We start from the raw sequence: 17570 nt of genomic DNA, 5'->3' as shown, positions 1-17570 counted from the left end.
ATGAGTAATTATCACATAAAACACTTAGAAGAATATTTTCAGGTTTACCGTAGGTCCGTAAGGAATCCAGAGAATTTTTGGGAAGAAATTGCAGAAGAACATTTTTTGTGGCGCAAAAAATGGAATAAGGTGTTGGAGTGGGATTTTACTAAACCAGAAGTAAAATGGTTTTCAGGTGCGCAATTAAACATCACAGAAAATTGTATAGACCGTCATTTACATGTAAGGGGTGATAAAACAGCGATTTTATTTGAACCGAATAATCCAGATGAACCGGCGGAGCATATATCCTATTTAGAACTGCACAAACGCGTATCTAAGTTTGCTAATGTTTTAAAAGATAAAGGCATAAAAAAGGGGGATAGGGTTGTTATTTATTTACCTATGATTCCAGAATTGGCGGTATCGGTATTAGCTTGCGCACGTATTGGAGCAATACATTCTGTTGTATTTGCAGGTTTTTCAGCTTCGGCATTAGCTACCCGTATAAACGATTGTGAGGCTAAAATGGTAATTACCTCAGATGGTTCATATAGAGGTGCTAAAACCATCGATTTAAAAGGTATTGTAGATGAGGCTTTGGAAAGTTGTGCTACGGTAGATAAGGTACTTGTTGCCAAACGAATCAATTCAGACATCCAACTAAAAGAAAATAGAGACGAATGGTTACAACCCTTATTAGATGAAGCCTATGGCGATTGTGTGCCAGAAATAATGGATGCAGAAGACCCCTTGTTTATTTTGTACACTTCGGGCTCTACGGGGAAACCTAAGGGTATGATGCATACTACTGGTGGATATATGGTATATGCGGCATACTCTTTTAAAAATGTTTTTCAGTACAGGGAAGAAGATGTGTATTGGTGTACCGCAGATATTGGATGGATTACGGGTCACTCTTACATTGTTTATGGGCCTTTAGCCAATGGGGCTACCACGGTAATGTTTGAGGGTGTACCTTCGTATCCCGATTATGGACGCTTCTGGGAAATTGTACAAAAGCACAAGGTGACACAGTTTTATACAGCACCAACAGCAATACGAGCGTTAGCAAAAGAAAATCTTGATTTTGTAACAAAGTACGATTTATCGTCCTTAAAAGTTTTAGGAACTGTAGGCGAGCCAATAAACGAAGAGGCTTGGCATTGGTATAATGATCATGTGGGCGAAAAAAAGTGCCCAATTGTAGACACATGGTGGCAAACCGAAACAGGGGGTATCATGATTTCTCCCATTCCGTTTAGTACACCAACCAAACCCACTTATGCCACATTACCTTTACCAGGAATACAACCCGCTTTAATGGATGAAAATGGAAAGGAAATTAAAGGCAACCAAGTAGATGGTAGGTTATGTATAAAATACCCTTGGCCTTCTATGGCTAGAACCATTTGGGGTAACCACCAACGCTATAAAGATACGTATTTTTCTGCTTTTGAAAATATGTATTTTACCGGTGATGGAGCATTACGTGATGAGGTAGGCTATTACCGTATTACGGGTAGGGTAGATGATGTTATTATTGTTTCTGGTCATAACTTGGGTACCGCACCTATAGAAGACGCTATTAACGAGCATCCTGCGGTGGCAGAATCTGCTATTGTTGGTTTTCCGCATGATATTAAGGGAAATGCACTTTACGGCTTCGTTATTTTAAAAGAAACAGGAGAATCTAGGGATAGAAATAATCTACGGAACGAGATAAATCAGCAAATTTCTGATAAAATTGGCCCTATTGCGAAGCTGAATAAAATTCAGTTTGTACCCGGACTTCCTAAAACGCGTAGTGGCAAGATAATGAGGAGAATACTTAGAAAAATTGCATCTAACGATTTAAGTAATTTAGGGGATACGTCTACGTTGTTAAATCCAGAGGTTGTAGACCAAATCATTAAAGAAGCTTTGTAAAAACAAGTTTTTATTCTATATCTTTGATACAGCTTTAGGGGTGGCCTTTACGGTCTGAGAAATACCCTTTGAACCTGATGCGGCTAATACCGACGAAGGGAAAAGCAATTCAGACGTATTTCCGGATTCGCTATTTCATTCTTTTGGTATTTGTCCATCTTAATTTTTAAAAATTATGGTGGTTACCTTAAATGAGAATAACATTACTACTACAGCCGGAATTTCCTTATCACAATTTGTAACAGCACAATTACCATCTACAGCAGGCATTGCCTTAGCTGTAAATGATGCCGTAGTGTTTAAACAGGACTGGGAAAGTACCGTTTTGCAAGAAGGTGATGCTATTTTGGTTGTAAGAGCCACACAAGGAGGATAAATACAACACAAAACGCTTTATGAAAACAGACACCATTCCAAAACCGCAATCCATTACCACAACACCTTTTCCTAATTCTAAGAAAGTCTATGTACAAGGGCAGCTTTTTCCGGAAATAAAAGTAGCTATGAGAGAGATAGCTTTGGATGATACGGTAGATAGCTTTACCCAGAAAAGAACACCAAATGCGTCAGTTACCGTGTATGATACTAGTGGTCCATACACAGACCCTAAAAAATCCATTGATGTACACCAAGGGATAGAACGTTTACGCGAGTCTTGGATAATGGACCGTGGGGATGTAGAAGTTTTAGATGATTTTTCTTCGCATTATGCCAATGAGCGTTTAGAGAACACTAAGTTAGATGCGCTACGCTTTAATCATATAAAAAAACCGTTGCGCGCTAAAAAAGGCCAAAACGTTTCTCAGATGCACTATGCAAAAAAGGGAATTATTACGCCAGAGATGGAGTATATTGCTATTAGAGAAAATCAGAAATTACAAGAAGTACAGCAGTTGAGTACACAACATCCTGGGCAATCTTTTGGAGCGGGAATTCCTAAAGTAATTACGCCAGAATTTGTTCGGGATGAGGTAGCCGCTGGTAGGGCTGTAATTCCTAATAATATCAATCACCCAGAAAGTGAGCCCATGATTTTAGGTAGAAATTTTTTGGTGAAAATCAATGCCAATATTGGGAATTCTGCCACCACATCTAGTATCGAAGAAGAAGTAGAAAAAGCGGTGTGGGCATGCCGCTGGGGAGCAGACAGCATTATGGACTTGTCTACGGGGCAAAACATTCATGAAACACGAGAATGGATTATTCGCAATTCTCCAGTGCCAGTAGGTACTGTGCCTATTTACCAAGCCTTAGAAAAAGTAAACGGAAAGGCCGAAGACTTGACCTGGGAAATTTTTAGAGACACCCTAATTGAACAAGCAGAACAAGGAGTAGATTATTTTACCATTCATGCAGGGGTACGTTTGGCCTATGTGCCCATGACCGCAAAGCGTATTACAGGAATTGTTTCTCGTGGAGGTTCTATTATGGCCAAATGGTGTTTGGCACACCATAAAGAAAGCTTTTTATATACGCATTTTGAAGATATCTGTGAGATTTTAAAGCAGTACGATGTAGCGTTCTCTTTAGGAGATGGTCTGCGCCCAGGTTCAATTGCCGATGCTAACGATGAGGCTCAATTTGCTGAGCTAGAAACCTTGGGGGAGCTCACAAAAATTGCCTGGAAGCATGATGTGCAAACTTTTATAGAAGGTCCGGGACACGTACCTATGCACATGATTAAAGAAAATATGGACAAGCAATTAGAGGCATGTGGCGGAGCCCCTTTTTACACCTTAGGCCCTTTAACCACAGATATTGCTCCGGGTTATGACCATATTACCTCTGGTATTGGTGCAGCAATGATTGGTTGGTACGGTACCGCTATGTTGTGCTATGTAACACCAAAAGAACATTTAGGATTACCAAATAAAGACGATGTGCGTACGGGAGTAATTACTTATAAGTTAGCAGCTCACGCAGCAGACTTAGCAAAGGGGCATCCTGGCGCTCAATACCGTGACGATGCCTTGAGTAAAGCACGTTTTGAGTTTAGATGGGAAGACCAGTTTAACTTAAGTCTAGACCCTGAGCGTGCAAGAGAATATCATGATGAGACCTTACCAGCACAAGGTGCAAAAATTGCCCATTTCTGTAGTATGTGCGGTCCTAAATTTTGCTCTATGAAGATTTCTCAAGAAGTACGGGACTATGCGGCTAAAAAGGAAGTGAATGAGCAGAATGCCTTGGAAGTGGGCATGCAAGAGAAGTCTCAGGAGTTTAAGGATAAAGGAAGCGAAGTGTATTTATAGTCATCTATGGAGTTTAAAAGTCCTATTGTGATTACTACGGAGACCTATTATCCGCAAGAAGTGAATTGGATTATAGCACTTTTTGAGGCTGGTTTGGAACGGCTACACCTTAGAAAACCACAATGGGACTTGCAACAATGTAATGCATTGCTTAACGCTATACCTGTAGAATATCACAAACAAATAGTGGTGCATCAACACCATGCATTAGCATCAAAATTTCATTTAGGAGGTATACATTTAAGGGAGAAAGACAGAAATGAAATTAAAATAGACTTGGCTGGTTATTGCCGTAAACAACAGCAAAAAGGCAAAACCGTGAGTACATCCTTTCATCAATTAGAACCAGTTATAACTAAAGGTGATTATTTTAACTATTCGTTTTTAAGTCCAGTTTTTGATAGTACCTCTAAACAAGGATATCCTGGAAAGGGATTTAATGTGATGAACCTGGCCCAAACCATTGTTGCTCTTGGAGGAATAACAAGTACAACTATTACACAAACGAAAGCCTTAGGCTATACGGGAGTAGCGGTTTTAGGAGATGTTTGGCAGCATTCTTCTCCGCTTGATGCCTATTTGGCTTTGCAAAAGTCATGGAAAAACCAAGCTTATGAAAACTGAACGCCCCTATGTACTAACCTTGGCGGGTTTCGACCCTTCTGCGGGAGCAGGTTTGTTGGCTGATATTAAAACTTTTGAGCAACTTCATTGTTATGGTTTGGCGGTGCAGACGGCCAATACCATACAAACAGACGATACCTTTACAGCTTGCCATTGGATAGCCAAGGACATAATTATAGAACAATTGAGCATTGTTTTAAAAAGGTTTCCCGTAGCATATATTAAAGTCGGCATTGTAGAAAGTTGGTCTGTTTTAGAAGAGCTAATAGGAGTCATGAAAACAATAAAACCTGAGGCTAAAATAGTTTTTGATCCTATATTTAGTGCTTCGGCCAATTTTGATTTTCATTCAGAAGCATCTATTCAAACCGAAAAACTAGCATTAGAGAATGTGTTAAGCCATTGTTATTTGATAACGCCAAATTATAATGAATTACAAATAATGGCTAATGGAATAGCTACGGAAGATTTCTTAAAGATGCTTTCTACTACCACCAATGTTTTAGTAAAAGGAGGACATAAAAAAATTGAAAAAGGTATAGATCAATTATACACTACAATAGGCACTGTATATGAAATAAAAGGGATTCCAGAGCTATTATCGGCTAAACACGGTACAGGCTGTATTTTGTCTGCTGCACTTATTGCAGAATTGGCTAAAGGAAAATCACTTTTAGAGGCCAGCAAAAAGGCAAAAAATTATGTAGAACAACGCATGGGTTCTAATACCACTTTATTGGCATACCATACATCATATGAAAACAAAAATAGACTTAAATACATTTAAGTTACAGTACATCTCTCAAGGAAGCACTGTAGCGGAACATTTACAAAATATTGAGGCAGTATTGACTGCGGGTTGTCAATGGATACAACTTCGTCTCAAGGACACTTCGGCTTTAGTTTATGAACAGGCAGCCCAAGAGGCCAAAAAATTAACAGATGCCCATAATGCTGTATTAATTATCAATGATAATGTTGCGGTGGCAAAAGCGGTCAATGCCACAGGAGTACACTTGGGTTTAACGGATACAAGCCTAGAAGAAGCACGCCTTGCATTAGGTGAGGATGCAATCATTGGTGGTACTGCCAATACTCTAGAAGATTGCTCGGCACGAATTTCTTCTAAAGCAGATTATATAGGGTTGGGACCTTTTAGATTTACAGCAACCAAAAAGAATTTGAGCCCCATTCTTGGTGTTACAGGGTTCCAACAAATAACGACAGCATTGTCTAAAAACGGAGCAAACATTCCTATAGTGGCAATTGGTGGCATAACCCCAGAAGATGTAGCACAAATTGCTACAACAGGAGTGTCAGGGGTTGCCGTTTCTGGAATATTATCGGGTCAGCCCAAAAACTTAAAAACAATCACAGCGCAATTTTTAAATACAACGTACCATGGCAACTAAAGACAATTTAATTCTAGGAGGTAAAGAGTTTACTTCCCGTTTGTTTGCAGGAACAGGAAAATTTGCGAGCATGTCTTTGATGCGTGATGCCATCGTTGCATCCGGTTCGGAATTGGTTACTATGGCTTTAAAAAGAGTTGAGGTGACTAATGAGGAAGACGATATTTTAAAACACATCAATCAGGCAAAAGTAAATCTACTACCCAACACTTCTGGAGTACGTACGGCAAAAGAAGCTGTATTTGCTGCGCAATTAGCGAGAGAGGCATTAGAGACAAATTTTATTAAACTAGAAATTCACCCAGACCCTAAATACTTATTGCCAGACCCAATTGAAACTCTAAAAGCTGCGGAGGAGCTGGTACAACAAGGTTTTGTGGTGATGCCCTATATCCACGCAGACCCAGTTCTGTGTAAACGTTTAGAAGATGTAGGTGTGCAATGCGTAATGCCATTAGGTGCACCTATTGGCACCAACAAAGGACTGAAAACATTGGAGTTTTTAGAAATTATAATTGCACAAAGTAATGTGCCAGTGGTAGTAGATGCTGGTATAGGAACCCCATCTCATGCGGCACATGCTATGGAAATAGGTGCAGATGCAGTTTTAGTGAATACAGCAATTGCAGTATCTAAAAATCCTGTGCAAATGGCAGAGGCTTTTAACTGGGCAGTTAAAGCAGGGAGGCAGGCGTATTTAGCTAAATTAGCCCCCACAGCTATGAGTGCCAACGCCAGTAGTCCCTTTACTCAATTTCTATCAGAAACCCAGTTGTAATGAAACAGTTTAAAGAAGTCTTTGAACAATATGATTGGGAAACGGTGGTCCAAGAAATTTATGCGAAGACCCAGGCAGATGTGCAATTAGCCTTGCAAAAAGAGCATCGAAGCTTGGATGACTTTATGGCCTTGATTTCACCTGCGGCAAAGCCTTTCTTAAATCAGATGGCGAATGCGAGCCATGCCCTTACAAAAAAGCGTTTTGGGAACACCATACAAATGTACGCACCCTTGTATTTAAGTAATGAATGCCAAAATATTTGTACGTATTGTGGCTTTAGCATGACGAATAAAATTCCAAGAAAAACGCTTACTGACGAGGAAATTTTGAAAGAAGCATCGTATTTAAAAACAAAGGGTTTTGATCATGTATTGTTAGTCACAGGAGAAGCTAATAGAACTGTTGGTGTAGACTATTTAAACAATGCTATTCAGTTACTAAGAACACATTTTGCCAATATTGCTATAGAAGTACAGCCTTTAGATACGGAAGAATATAAGCGCTTAATTAATAGTGGTTTGTATGCGGTTTTGGTATACCAAGAAACGTATCACCAAGCGGAATACAAAAAACACCATCCAAAAGGTAGAAAGTCCAATTTTGATTACCGTCTAGAAACACCAGACAGATTAGGAAAAGCAGGTATACATAAGATTGGACTTGGAGCCTTATTAGGCTTAGAAGATTGGCGTGCCGATAGTTTTTTTAATGCTTTACATTTTAAATATTTGCAACGTACTTACTGGCAGACCAAATATTCCATCTCTTTTCCTAGATTACGCCCACATTCCGGTGGTCTAGAACCTAAGGTGGTTATGACAGATGCGGATTTGGTACAATTAATTTGTGCTTACCGACTTTTAGATGAGGATGTGGAATTATCAATTTCTACAAGAGAGAGTATTCCGTTTAGGCAAAATATTGTCAATCTAGGAATCAACTCCATCAGTGCGGAGTCAAAAACAAATCCAGGGGGGTACGTGGTTGAACCAGAATCCTTAGAACAATTTGAAATTTCTGATGAACGTCCCACGGAAGAGGTGGTAGCTATGCTAGAAGCACAAGGCTTAGATGTGGTTTGGAAAGATTGGGAACATTTTAGTGCTATTTAAATGAAACTATCACAGGAAGAAGCAAACCAATATCACCGCCATCTTATATTGGATGAGGTTGGTGTAGCAGGGCAATTAAAGTTGAAAACGGCTAAAGTTTTAGTTATTGGTGCAGGTGGTTTAGGATGCCCCATTTTACAATATTTGGCTGCGGCAGGTGTAGGAACTTTAGGCATTATTGATGACGATGTAGTAGCGATAAGCAATCTACAACGGCAGATTCTTTACAGTACAGATACCGTAGGACAACCAAAGGTAGATGTGGCTAAAAAAAGATTGGAAGCGCTGAATCCCCATGTAAATATAATAGCCCATAACACGCGTCTTACACGCGATAATGCTTTAGAAATTATCAGGGAATACGATATAGTTGTAGATGGGAGCGACAATTTTGCCACCCGCTATTTGGTAAATGATGCTTGTGTTTTGGCAGATAAGCCCTTAGTTTTTGGTTCTATTTTTAAGTTTGATGGACAAGTGACCGTTTTTAACTACCAAAATGGCCCCACTTACAGGTGTATCTATCCAAATCCGCCTGCAGAAGATACGGTACCTAATTGCTCAGAAATTGGGGTATTAGGTGTTTTGCCCGGTATAATAGGGGGATTACAAGCCAGCGAAACCTTAAAAATAATTTTGGGTTTAGGAACGGTATTGAGTGGCACTTTATTACAAATAGATGTATTGTCTGGTAAGCAATTAAAACTAAATTTTAAACGTAACCCAGAAATTAATATTACTGAGTTATTGCCCAGTTATGAGGCATTTTGTGGTATTTCATCATCAGTTCAAGAACTTACATGGGCCAAAGTACAAGAAAACCCATCTTACTATAACTTGCTAGATGTACGTACTCCAGAAGAACGAGAAGCGCACCATTTAGGAGGCTTACACATTCCATTGTCTGATTTAAATACCCAATGGAATAGGATACCAATTAGCGAAAACCTTGTGGTCTATTGCCAATCAGGAAAAAGAAGCGCTAAGGCTATCCATGTTCTAAAGGAACACTTAAAAGAAACCACTTTATATAGTTTAAAAGGTGGTGTAAACGCAACGCTTTAATATCAGTTTAAAACCACTTCATCAATAAAAATAAAGCTATTACCTCCAGGGTCTGTGTGCCATTCTGGGTTTTTACCTTGGTTTACAATTTCCAATTGAATTCCTTTAACTTTTATCGCATCAAATTCTAAGGTGATGAGGTTACGTTGTACATCTATATTAGGTTCGTTTTTACCTAAATTAAGGGTTTTTAAGGTCTTTTTAGTTCCATTTTCGGTAATTCCTACCACTTTATAGCCAATAGGCGAAAAAATCCAGCTAGTGGGTGCTGATAAATGTTTGAATCGAGCTAATTTTAGAAAGGTAAAAAAGGCGTGCTATAACCCTAAACCAAACAAACCTTTTCGTTTTTGTAGGTCCTTGAGTGTTTTTGGCTTTAACTTATTTAACATGGCTAAGAAAGCGATAGCTGTTATGTAAGCATCACCTAAGGCAGTGTGGCGGTCTACTTTACTTATACCATAACTTTCTGCCAGGTAGTCTAGTGTATAGTTTTTTTTGTTGATGGCTGTAGAAGAAAGTGTTTTTTTATAGAGATGGGCGGTGTCTAAGGTGGAATTTAATAACTCTGGAAATCCTTGCCTAAAAAGTGCTGCATTAAGCATAGAAACGTCAAAATGTGTGTGGTGAGCCACTATTACACTGCCTTGTAAATATTCAATTAATTTAAAAACTGCTGCTGCTTCTGAAATGCGTGTTATCTTTCCTTTTTTAATAATGCCGTGAATTTTGACTGTACTGGCATCAAAGGTGTCTTGTTCTAAAAATACTTCAAAAGAATCTTGTACCCGGATAATACCGTTTTTCAATTTTAGGGCTCCAATACTCAAAATACGGTCTTTCTCATAGTTAAAGCCTGTTGTTTCGGTGTCTAAAACTACAAAACAGATGTCCTTTATAGACTCAGGGAGATGCCGTAACGAAGCTTTGTAAGTGTCCCAAAGTTGTTTTTTTGCTTCTGTATCCATTCCTGTTTATCTTATCGTATTAACCATAAAACGGACATTTAGCAATTCTTGAATCTCTTTTATAGTTTTGAAAGTACGCTTTAATTTGACCTTCTCTTCTTTGGATAGCGCTTCTAAATGAATATAACGACCAGAATCATTATTTTGTAAACCTTGTTTGGTTCTAAACTTTAAGAGCGCCTTAAAAGCGTAGCTACATGCTAAATACAATTCTTTATTGTTTGGTTCTAATTCTGCTAATTTTTCATAGCGTTCCCATGTATTACTAATTCCTGTAATGTTATGTGATAATATCAATACTCTAGCCGCATCTATTAAGGGCATTAAGGCCCGTTTTTTAATATCAAATTGGTTTTTGTGCTCCCCATCTTGTTCTACTAAAAAATTTCTAAAGAATCCTCTAGGTGATGGATTAGCCATAGCACTGCCTGCCAAATGAGTTAAAAATACCGGATAGTTTTCTATAGTTTTTAAAATATGTTCTGATAGCTCTTGTACTATGGCTTCATCGCCATAAACTTTATTGTAATCAAAAAATATTATAGAGAGGAGCATTTCATTTGGTCCTGGATTGGTAATCCATTGGGTACTTAGTTTTTTAAACTCATTTAAACTGGTGCACCATTTAGGATTAGAAGCCATCATATCTGCAGGACAGTAAGCATAGCCTATAGTATGCATGGCTTTAGTAATTTCTTTGGCTAAACCAAGAAAATAACGTTGGGTAGCTATAAATTGTTCTTTAGGAACGTTTTGGAAGACCAACGCATTATCTTGGTCTGTATGCAAAAGTTGTTCACTACGCCCTTGACTCCCCATAGCTAACCAAGCAAAAGGGACAGGAGGCTCCACTTGTTGTGCTTCTAAAGCAAGTTTTACTACTTGTTTAATACAGGCATCATTTAATTCGGCTATAATTTTTGCAGTCAATGCCATGGGAATATTTTGTTTTAGATAACCTCTTAGTAAATTCATCACATAATTTCTTAAGGGCTTAATTTCCGCAGCAGATTCCGCTCTTTTAATTGCACGGATTAAAGTGGTTGGGTTTTGTCCTTGAGAAAGCATTACATCATACTTAGAAAGCATGCCAATGGCGGGTGTATTGGGAGTTCCATCTTCTGTTAATACCAAATGGCTGATATCGTTCTTCATCATTGCCATTTGCGCTTGGGTAACCGTAAGTTGTTTGGGATAGGTGATTATAGGTGTACTCATGATGTTAGCTGCTCGGTCTAAAATATCAAACGTACCAGTGGCTATTTTAAACCTAAAATCTTTATCAGTAATTAGTCCTATTGGCAATTTATTTTTTACAACTATCATGGCGCCCACCTTATTTTTGGTCATTTTTTTAGCTACCGTTTTTAATTTGGTGCCTGGGCCACAACTGATGATGTTTTTAGAATAATATATGTGCTGTACATCATTTAAACCTGCTTTGTTGTTGGTAGGATTAAAATGAATTGTTTCTCCAATGAGCTGCCCTTTGTGTGTAGCAGAGTATGGGTTCCTGGTATTAGAGGCAAAACTTTCGACTAAAAAATTTGCCAACTGCTCGTTTTCCCTTGTAAACGGTTTAAACTGTTTTATGGGAATAGCATAAATAATAGATTCTTCTTCGGTTTTAGCTTGTAAACGGTAGTTTTCTTGTGCCATTAATGGGCGTAGTCCAAAAATATCGCCTTCATCACAAATATCTACAATTACAGCATCTGTAGTATTCCAGAGCGCAACAGCACCTTTGTGTACGGTGTAGAAATACTCATGAGGTGCTTCGTCAAAATGAAACAAAATTTCATCTTTCTCCTTATAAATTATGAATACTTCTGTAGCAAGCTCCTCTAACTGGGATTTATTTAAATAAGAGAAAGGAGGAAATCGCTTTAAAAAATCGGCTACCCTAAAAGAAATAGTGTTCTGCATAGCTTAAAATTATGCTTTAATTTTATTTCTGGGCATAAAAAAAGACCATCCTAGTTATAGAATGGTCTTTTGAGCTTGTAGCGAGAGAGGGACTTGAACCCTCGGCCTCCGGGTTATGAATCCGACGCTCTAACCAGCTGAGCTACCTCGCCGTCTGTTTTTAAAACGGGTGCAAATATACTGGTAAATTTTAGTAACATCAAAATTCATTTTTATTTTATTTTTTGAAATATATTTTTATATATTACCCAACTATAAAGTAAAGAAGACAATAAACCACTATACGCATGAGTGATAAAACGAAATTTGAGTTAGAGTTTGTAATACAATCGTCACCACAATTATTATACAATTATATAGCCACACCTTCTGGACTTTCTGAGTGGTTTGCGGATAACGTAAACTCTAGAGGAGAGCTATTTACCTTTATTTGGGATGGAGCAGAAGAAGAAGCCAAATTGCTAAAAAAGAAAACGGACGAGTTTGTGCGTTTTGCTTGGGAAGAGAATGATGATGACACCTTTTTTGAAATGCGAATTATAGTGGATGAAATAACCAAGGATGTTTCGTTATTTATTTCTGATTATGCAGAGGACGATGAAGTGGAAGAAGCAAAATTACTTTGGCAGAACCAAATTAGCGACCTTAAACACGTATTGGGGTCTAAGTAAGAATAAAAATTGACCGTATCTTTGCACCCGAATTAAAATTCGGGTTTTTTTATGGTCAATTTTAACGGAACTATTGTCCCAGCTGATGAAACATTATTTACCGCTAATCATAGAGCTTTTTTATATGGCGATGCGTTGTTTGAAGAAGTGCGGTTGGTCAATGGTAAATTAAGTTTCTGGGAAGAACATTACTTTAGGTTAATGGCCAACATGCGCATGCTACGCATGCAAATACCGATGAGTTTTACCATGGAATTTCTTGAAGAAGAAATACTAAAAACTCTTGATGATAAGGAAACTTCTACGTATTTGATACGAATATCTGTTGCGAGAAAAGGTGATAATGCGCTAAAAGCAACTACTAATAGGGTGGATTATACCATTACAGCGAAAGTATTGACCGACGCCTTTTACACCACATCAGAACGTGATTTTGAAGTGGAGTTGTTTAAGGATCATTATGTAAATGCAGATTTATTATCAACCATTAAAACAACAAATCAACTATTACCCGTAGTTGCTAGTGTTTTTGCAGAAGAAAATGGCTATGATGATTGTTTGTTGGTTAATCAGAATAAACAAGTGATTTCTGGAACTGAGGGAAACTTATTTGTTGTAAAGGGTACTCATATTAAAACAGCTCCACTAGCAGATGGATGCTATAATACGGTTATCCGTAAGAAATTAATAGAGATGATAGGTGCTTTACCCGAATTTGAATTAGAAGAAGCTTCCATTTCACCATTTGAACTGCAAAAGGCGGACGAATTGTTTTTGCTTACAGAAGTATCTGGTGTACAGTCTATTACAAAATATCGTAAAAAAACTTTCACAAATAAAATAGCATCTTCTTTACAAGGTAAACTAAATGCGCATGTGCGTATGGCTAGTTTAAAATAGGATTTTCTGGAGCGTTAGACCAAATTAAGTAGTCTCCTCCAAGTTCCATCATTTTCTCCTTCCAGAAGGTAAGTGCTGCTTTGTTGATAATGTCACTACGGTAAACGTTACTGGTAACTACCCAAGATTTAGAACTTAGCTCTTGTTTTAACTGCAAAGAATCCCAACCAGAATAGCCTAAGAAAAACCGAATATCCTTAGCGGTTATTGTGCCATCATTTATTAAGGTTATGGTATTTTCAAAATCACCACCCCAGTAAATGCCATCCGCAATCTCTATGCTATTTTCTATAAACTGTGGTACTCGGTGTATAAAATATAAATTATCTTGCTCTACAGGCCCTCCATTATAGACCTTAAAGCTTTGAGAAATCTCTGGAACAAGTTCAGAGATGTCATAATCTAAGGGTTTATTTAAAATAAAACCCACCGAGCCTTGCTCGTTGTGTTCTGCTATTAGGACGACACTTCTGTTAAAGGATACATCACCAGTTAGGGAGGGTTCCGCTATCAAAAGTCGACCTTTATGTGGCTCCGTGTATGTCATTTTTTGAGGTGTCAGTCAAATAAATGTAAGCTTTTATGTATTAAAATACAAAGGGGGTACAAAAAAAAAGCACCATATCTAAGATAAGGTGCTCATGATAAGAAATAATATTTTTTTAGTTTACAGCGTCGCTTAACTCAGAGCCTGCTTTAAACTTCACAACGTTTTTAGCTGCAATTTTGATAGTTTTTCCAGTTTGTGGGTTTCTACCTTCTCTAGCTTCTCTTCTAGAAACAGACCAAGAACCAAAACCTACTAAAGAAATACGGTTTCCTTTTTTCAAAGATCCTTCAACATTGCCCAAGAAAGACTCCAATGCTTTTTTGGCTGCTGCCTTAGTGATGCCTGCATCAGCTGCCATTGCATCGATTAATTCTGTTTTGTTCATAATTGAATTAAATTAATTGTTGTTAAAATTATTTTAATGCTGAACAAATTTATACGGATTTGCCACCGACGCAAGTAAAATCAAGGGAAATAGGCGTTTTTGTTGATAACTTAGGTCGTTTGTTAATAACGGTATCGACGAAATGCAATCCTTAGGCATCCTAGTAAACACGGGGGTTTACAAGAATTGGACATCCGCATGGAATGTGAACCCGTTTAATATGTCTTTAATTGCCATTTTTCGTTTCCCTGGTAATTGCATTTCTGTAGGTAAAATGTAGCCACCTTCTACCGCAATTTGTATTCCTTTTTTTGTGCTAATAACACTGCCATTTTCTAAATGATGTGTTTCCAAAATTTTATCGGCCTTGTAGATTTTTACAGTTATTTGTTCGTCTCCATTTCTTAAGTAAGACCAAGAAGCAGGGTAAGGACTTAAACCACGTATTAAATTATAAATAGTGTTAATTGGTGCATTCCAATTAATTTGGCAGGTTTCTCTAAAAATTTTAGGTGCAGCTTTTAGGGTTTTGTTTTCATCTTGTATTGTGGTATTAACCGCATTGTTCTCAATAGCTTGTACGGTATTTAAGATAAGGTCTGCTCCTAAATGCATAAGTCGATCATGTAATTCTCCTGCAGTTTCAGTGTCTCCAATAGTTGTTTTTTTTGCAGCAATAATTGCACCGGTATCTATTTTCTCGTCTATAAAGAAGGTCGTAACACCAGATTCTTTTTCTCCATTAATTACAGCCCAATTAATAGGAGCTGCACCACGATATTGTGGTAAAATAGAGGCGTGCAAATTAAAAGTTCCATATTCAGGAAGTTGCCATACTTGTTTTGGAAGCATTCTAAAGGCAACGACTACTTGCAAGTTGACTTTTAATTGCTGAAGTTCCTTTAAAAATGTTTCTGATTTTAGATTGGTGGGTTGTAATACCTTAATATTGTTTTCTAAAGCATATGTTTTAACAGCACTCATACTTATTTTTCTACCACGACCTGCTGGCTTGTCTGGAGCAGTGATAACACCAACTACATTGTAGTGATTTTTAACTAAAATATCCAAACCCGCTACAGCAAAGTCTGGAGTACCCATAAATACTATTCTAAGATTTCTTTTTTTGCTCATAAACGCCATATCTATTATCTGGCTGCAAAGTTACATATCCATCTTCCAATAGTTGTTGTAGCTCTAGTAGAATTTCGGATTGGGTTGCGTTAAGCTCCCCAACAAGCTCCCGTGAGGTTAACGCTTGTTTTTTAAGGATGGAATAAATTTGTCTTTTGAGACTAGTAACGGTTTTATTTTGCTGTCTGCAAACATCACACGTACCGCATGGGGTTACCTTCTTTTCACCAAAATAATCTAAAACATACGATTGCCTACATATTTTTTGCTGTTCTAGGTAGGCTAGCATCTGCTGTAGTTTGTATGTTTTGGTAGCATTTAGTTGTTTTATTTTTTTGGCGAAAGTATTAATGGTTAAATCATCTTCTCTTGGCACTAAAAACTGAAGGGATAAATCTTCTTGAGCTGCTGTGTAGGTTATAATTTGGTCTTGTGCTAATTTTTTGAGGGTATCCATTACTTTTGGTAAAACAGCTTCTGATTTTTTACTTATAAGTTGTGGATTAATTGTGGTTTCGTATTCAAATATACCCCCGTAAGTACGTAGTATACTTTGGACCACATTGGTAAGTGAAGGATGGTTGTCTAACCATTGAAATACACGTTCTTTAGTGCAGATAAACTGTATACTTGTTTTTACCTTATAATTTTGAGAAAGCAATAGGACCGAATTTTGGTCTAGCATTTGTAAACCAGCATATACTTTACCCGGACGCAATTGATATTGCTCGCAAAATGCATTTAGGTCTAAACCGTAGGTTTGCCCACTGCCTTCGCCATAAGCAATAAGTAAAAAGGAACATAGCTTGCGAAAAAGTAGTTTTAAAAAATCGACCTCTGGCAGATTGGTTAAAAATTGATTTTTAGTCCTAGAAATGGCATCCTCACTCGTTAAAATATAAGCAGCTGCAGGATTGCCATCTCTGCCTGCTCTTCCTGCTTCTTGAAAATAGTTTTCTAAACTATCAGGTATTTGGTAATGGATAACTAAGCGTACATCTGGCTTGTCCACTCCCATGCCAAAAGCGTTGGTAGCGACCATTACCCTAATATCATTTTGTAAAAAATGCTTTAATTTCTTTGTTTTATCGCTCTGCGAAAGTCCTCCATGGAAAAATTCGGAAGCAATACCTTGCATTTTTAAGTAATTACTAATCTCTAGAGTGCTTTTTCTTGTACGCGTGTAAACAATTGCACTCCCGGTGGTGATGGTAAGTAAATGTTTTAGTTGAAAAAATTTGTCCTCTGCTTCCAGTACATGAAAAGCAATGTTTTTGCGCGCAAAGGAATCTTTAAAAATAGAAACATTCCTCAATTCTAAATGATTTGTTATGTCATTTACAACTTTAGGTGTTGCCGTTGCGGTCAACGCTATGATTGGCGTAATAGGATGTAGCTGCCGTAACACATTGCATTTTAAATAGGCAGGTCTAAAATCTTGCCCCCATTCTGATATACAGTGTGCCTCGTCCACAGCTATTAAATTAACCTGCATTTGTGCAATACGTTCTTGCACTAAGGATTGTTGTAACCGTTCTGGAGATAGGTATAAGAATTTGTAACCACCATATATACAATTGTCTAAAGTATGGTCTAATTCTTCAAAAGACATACCACCAATCAAAGCAGCACACTTTACACCTTTCTCTTTAAGGTTATTAATCTGGTCCTGAATTAAGGCAATCAAAGGGGATACTACAATACAAATACCTTCTTGCGCCAAAGCAGGTATTTGGTAACAAATAGATTTGCCGCCACCAGTTGGTAATAAAGCTATTACATCTTTTTGAGCTAAGAGGGCTGTTATAATGTTGTCTTGAGAACCTCTAAAATCTTGATGTCCCCAGTGTTGTTGTAAAAGTATTTTGGGATTTTCCTGCAC

General features: G+C 37.8%; 18 protein-coding genes, 1 tRNA gene and 1 riboswitch. Of the genes, 11 read left to right on the top strand and 8 right to left on the bottom strand.

The genetic code is table 11. The features are described 5' to 3' along the window. The 9 genes from acs to moeB all read left to right on the top strand — a co-directional run bounded on the left by acs (position 1) and on the right by moeB (position 9154). On the top strand, positions 1-1908 hold the full coding sequence (acs, locus tag FBT53_RS05195) for an acetate--CoA ligase (RefSeq protein WP_136950102.1): 1908 nt from the start codon (positions 1-3) through the stop codon (positions 1906-1908). Positions 1909-1934: 26 nt separating this feature from the next. Beyond that, a riboswitch (TPP riboswitch) is annotated at positions 1935-2026 on the top strand. A gap of 57 nt (positions 2027-2083) precedes the next feature. Further along, on the top strand, positions 2084-2284 hold the full coding sequence (gene thiS / locus FBT53_RS05190) for a sulfur carrier protein ThiS (RefSeq protein ID WP_136950101.1): 201 nt from the start codon (positions 2084-2086) through the stop codon (positions 2282-2284). Between the two features lie 19 nt (positions 2285-2303). Continuing rightward, positions 2304-4160 carry a phosphomethylpyrimidine synthase ThiC gene (gene thiC / locus FBT53_RS05185; protein WP_136950100.1) on the top strand — a complete coding sequence of 619 codons (1857 nt, stop codon included), beginning with the start codon at positions 2304-2306 and terminating at the stop codon, positions 4158-4160. A gap of 6 nt (positions 4161-4166) precedes the next feature. Continuing rightward, complete coding sequence (locus tag FBT53_RS05180) at positions 4167-4784, top strand: thiamine phosphate synthase (protein WP_136950099.1); 618 nt, start codon at positions 4167-4169, stop codon at positions 4782-4784. Further along, a complete protein-coding gene (locus tag FBT53_RS05175) occupies positions 4774-5571 on the top strand; it encodes a hydroxymethylpyrimidine/phosphomethylpyrimidine kinase (RefSeq protein ID WP_169630313.1) in 798 nt (265 codons plus the stop codon). The genes FBT53_RS05180 and FBT53_RS05175 overlap by 11 nt, the downstream gene beginning before the upstream one ends. After that, a complete protein-coding gene (gene thiE, locus FBT53_RS05170; protein WP_136950097.1) occupies positions 5540-6196 on the top strand; it encodes a thiamine phosphate synthase in 657 nt (218 codons plus the stop codon). The genes FBT53_RS05175 and thiE overlap by 32 nt, the downstream gene beginning before the upstream one ends. Continuing rightward, on the top strand, positions 6186-6974 hold the full coding sequence (locus FBT53_RS05165; protein ID WP_136950096.1) for a thiazole synthase: 789 nt from the start codon (positions 6186-6188) through the stop codon (positions 6972-6974). Before thiE ends, FBT53_RS05165 begins: the two co-directional genes overlap by 11 nt. Continuing rightward, entirely contained in the window at positions 6974-8089 is a 1116-nt protein-coding gene (gene thiH / locus FBT53_RS05160) for a 2-iminoacetate synthase ThiH (protein WP_136950095.1), read from the top strand. Before FBT53_RS05165 ends, thiH begins: the two co-directional genes overlap by 1 nt. Beyond that, positions 8090-9154, top strand: coding sequence for a molybdopterin-synthase adenylyltransferase MoeB (moeB, locus tag FBT53_RS05155; protein WP_136950094.1), 1065 nt, complete (start codon positions 8090-8092; stop codon positions 9152-9154). 2 nt (positions 9155-9156) lie between these two features. Here the strand turns inward: moeB and FBT53_RS05150 are convergent, their stop codons facing one another. The 4 genes from FBT53_RS05150 to FBT53_RS05135 all read right to left on the bottom strand — a co-directional run bounded on the left by FBT53_RS05150 (position 9157) and on the right by FBT53_RS05135 (position 12200). Further along, positions 9157-9384, bottom strand: coding sequence for a hypothetical protein (locus FBT53_RS05150; protein WP_136950093.1), 228 nt, complete (start codon positions 9382-9384; stop codon positions 9157-9159). A gap of 87 nt (positions 9385-9471) precedes the next feature. Next, positions 9472-10122: a PolC-type DNA polymerase III gene (locus tag FBT53_RS05145; protein WP_136950092.1), complete on the bottom strand. Its 651-nt coding sequence runs from the start codon at positions 10120-10122 to the stop codon at positions 9472-9474. Between the two features lie 6 nt (positions 10123-10128). Then, entirely contained in the window at positions 10129-12048 is a 1920-nt protein-coding gene (locus FBT53_RS05140; RefSeq protein ID WP_136950091.1) for a DUF294 nucleotidyltransferase-like domain-containing protein, read from the bottom strand. Between the two features lie 78 nt (positions 12049-12126). Continuing rightward, positions 12127-12200: transfer RNA gene (locus tag FBT53_RS05135), tRNA-Met, on the bottom strand. Positions 12201-12335: 135 nt separating this feature from the next. Here FBT53_RS05135 and FBT53_RS05130 point away from each other — a divergent pair. Both FBT53_RS05130 and FBT53_RS05125 read left to right on the top strand, forming a co-directional pair. Then, on the top strand, positions 12336-12719 hold the full coding sequence (locus FBT53_RS05130; RefSeq protein ID WP_136950090.1) for an START-like domain-containing protein: 384 nt from the start codon (positions 12336-12338) through the stop codon (positions 12717-12719). A 51-nt stretch (positions 12720-12770) separates the two neighbouring features. Beyond that, positions 12771-13619, top strand: coding sequence for an aminotransferase class IV (locus tag FBT53_RS05125; RefSeq protein ID WP_136950089.1), 849 nt, complete (start codon positions 12771-12773; stop codon positions 13617-13619). On the opposite strand, the gene FBT53_RS05120 is transcribed toward FBT53_RS05125, so the two are convergent. The 4 genes from FBT53_RS05120 to FBT53_RS05105 form a co-directional block, all read right to left on the bottom strand. Beyond that, positions 13606-14166 (bottom strand): YqgE/AlgH family protein, encoded by a 561-nt coding sequence (locus tag FBT53_RS05120; protein ID WP_136950088.1) that lies wholly within the window; start codon positions 14164-14166, stop codon positions 13606-13608. The genes FBT53_RS05125 and FBT53_RS05120 overlap by 14 nt on opposite strands. 115 nt (positions 14167-14281) lie before the next feature. Beyond that, positions 14282-14554, bottom strand: a complete 273-nt coding sequence (locus FBT53_RS05115) for an HU family DNA-binding protein (protein ID WP_136950087.1) — start codon at positions 14552-14554, stop codon at positions 14282-14284. Between the two features lie 177 nt (positions 14555-14731). Continuing rightward, a complete protein-coding gene (fmt, locus tag FBT53_RS05110; protein ID WP_136950086.1) occupies positions 14732-15688 on the bottom strand; it encodes a methionyl-tRNA formyltransferase in 957 nt (318 codons plus the stop codon). After that, positions 15666-17570: an ATP-dependent DNA helicase RecQ gene (locus FBT53_RS05105; RefSeq protein ID WP_136950085.1), complete on the bottom strand. Its 1905-nt coding sequence runs from the start codon at positions 17568-17570 to the stop codon at positions 15666-15668. The genes fmt and FBT53_RS05105 overlap by 23 nt, the downstream gene beginning before the upstream one ends.

It is taken from the genome of Flavobacterium sp. ASW18X (genome assembly GCF_005144745.1).
In the GTDB taxonomy this organism is placed as follows: domain Bacteria; phylum Bacteroidota; class Bacteroidia; order Flavobacteriales; family Flavobacteriaceae; genus Croceivirga.
Note: the sequence above shows the minus strand (reverse complement) of the source record. Positions and strands in the feature narration are given on the sequence as shown.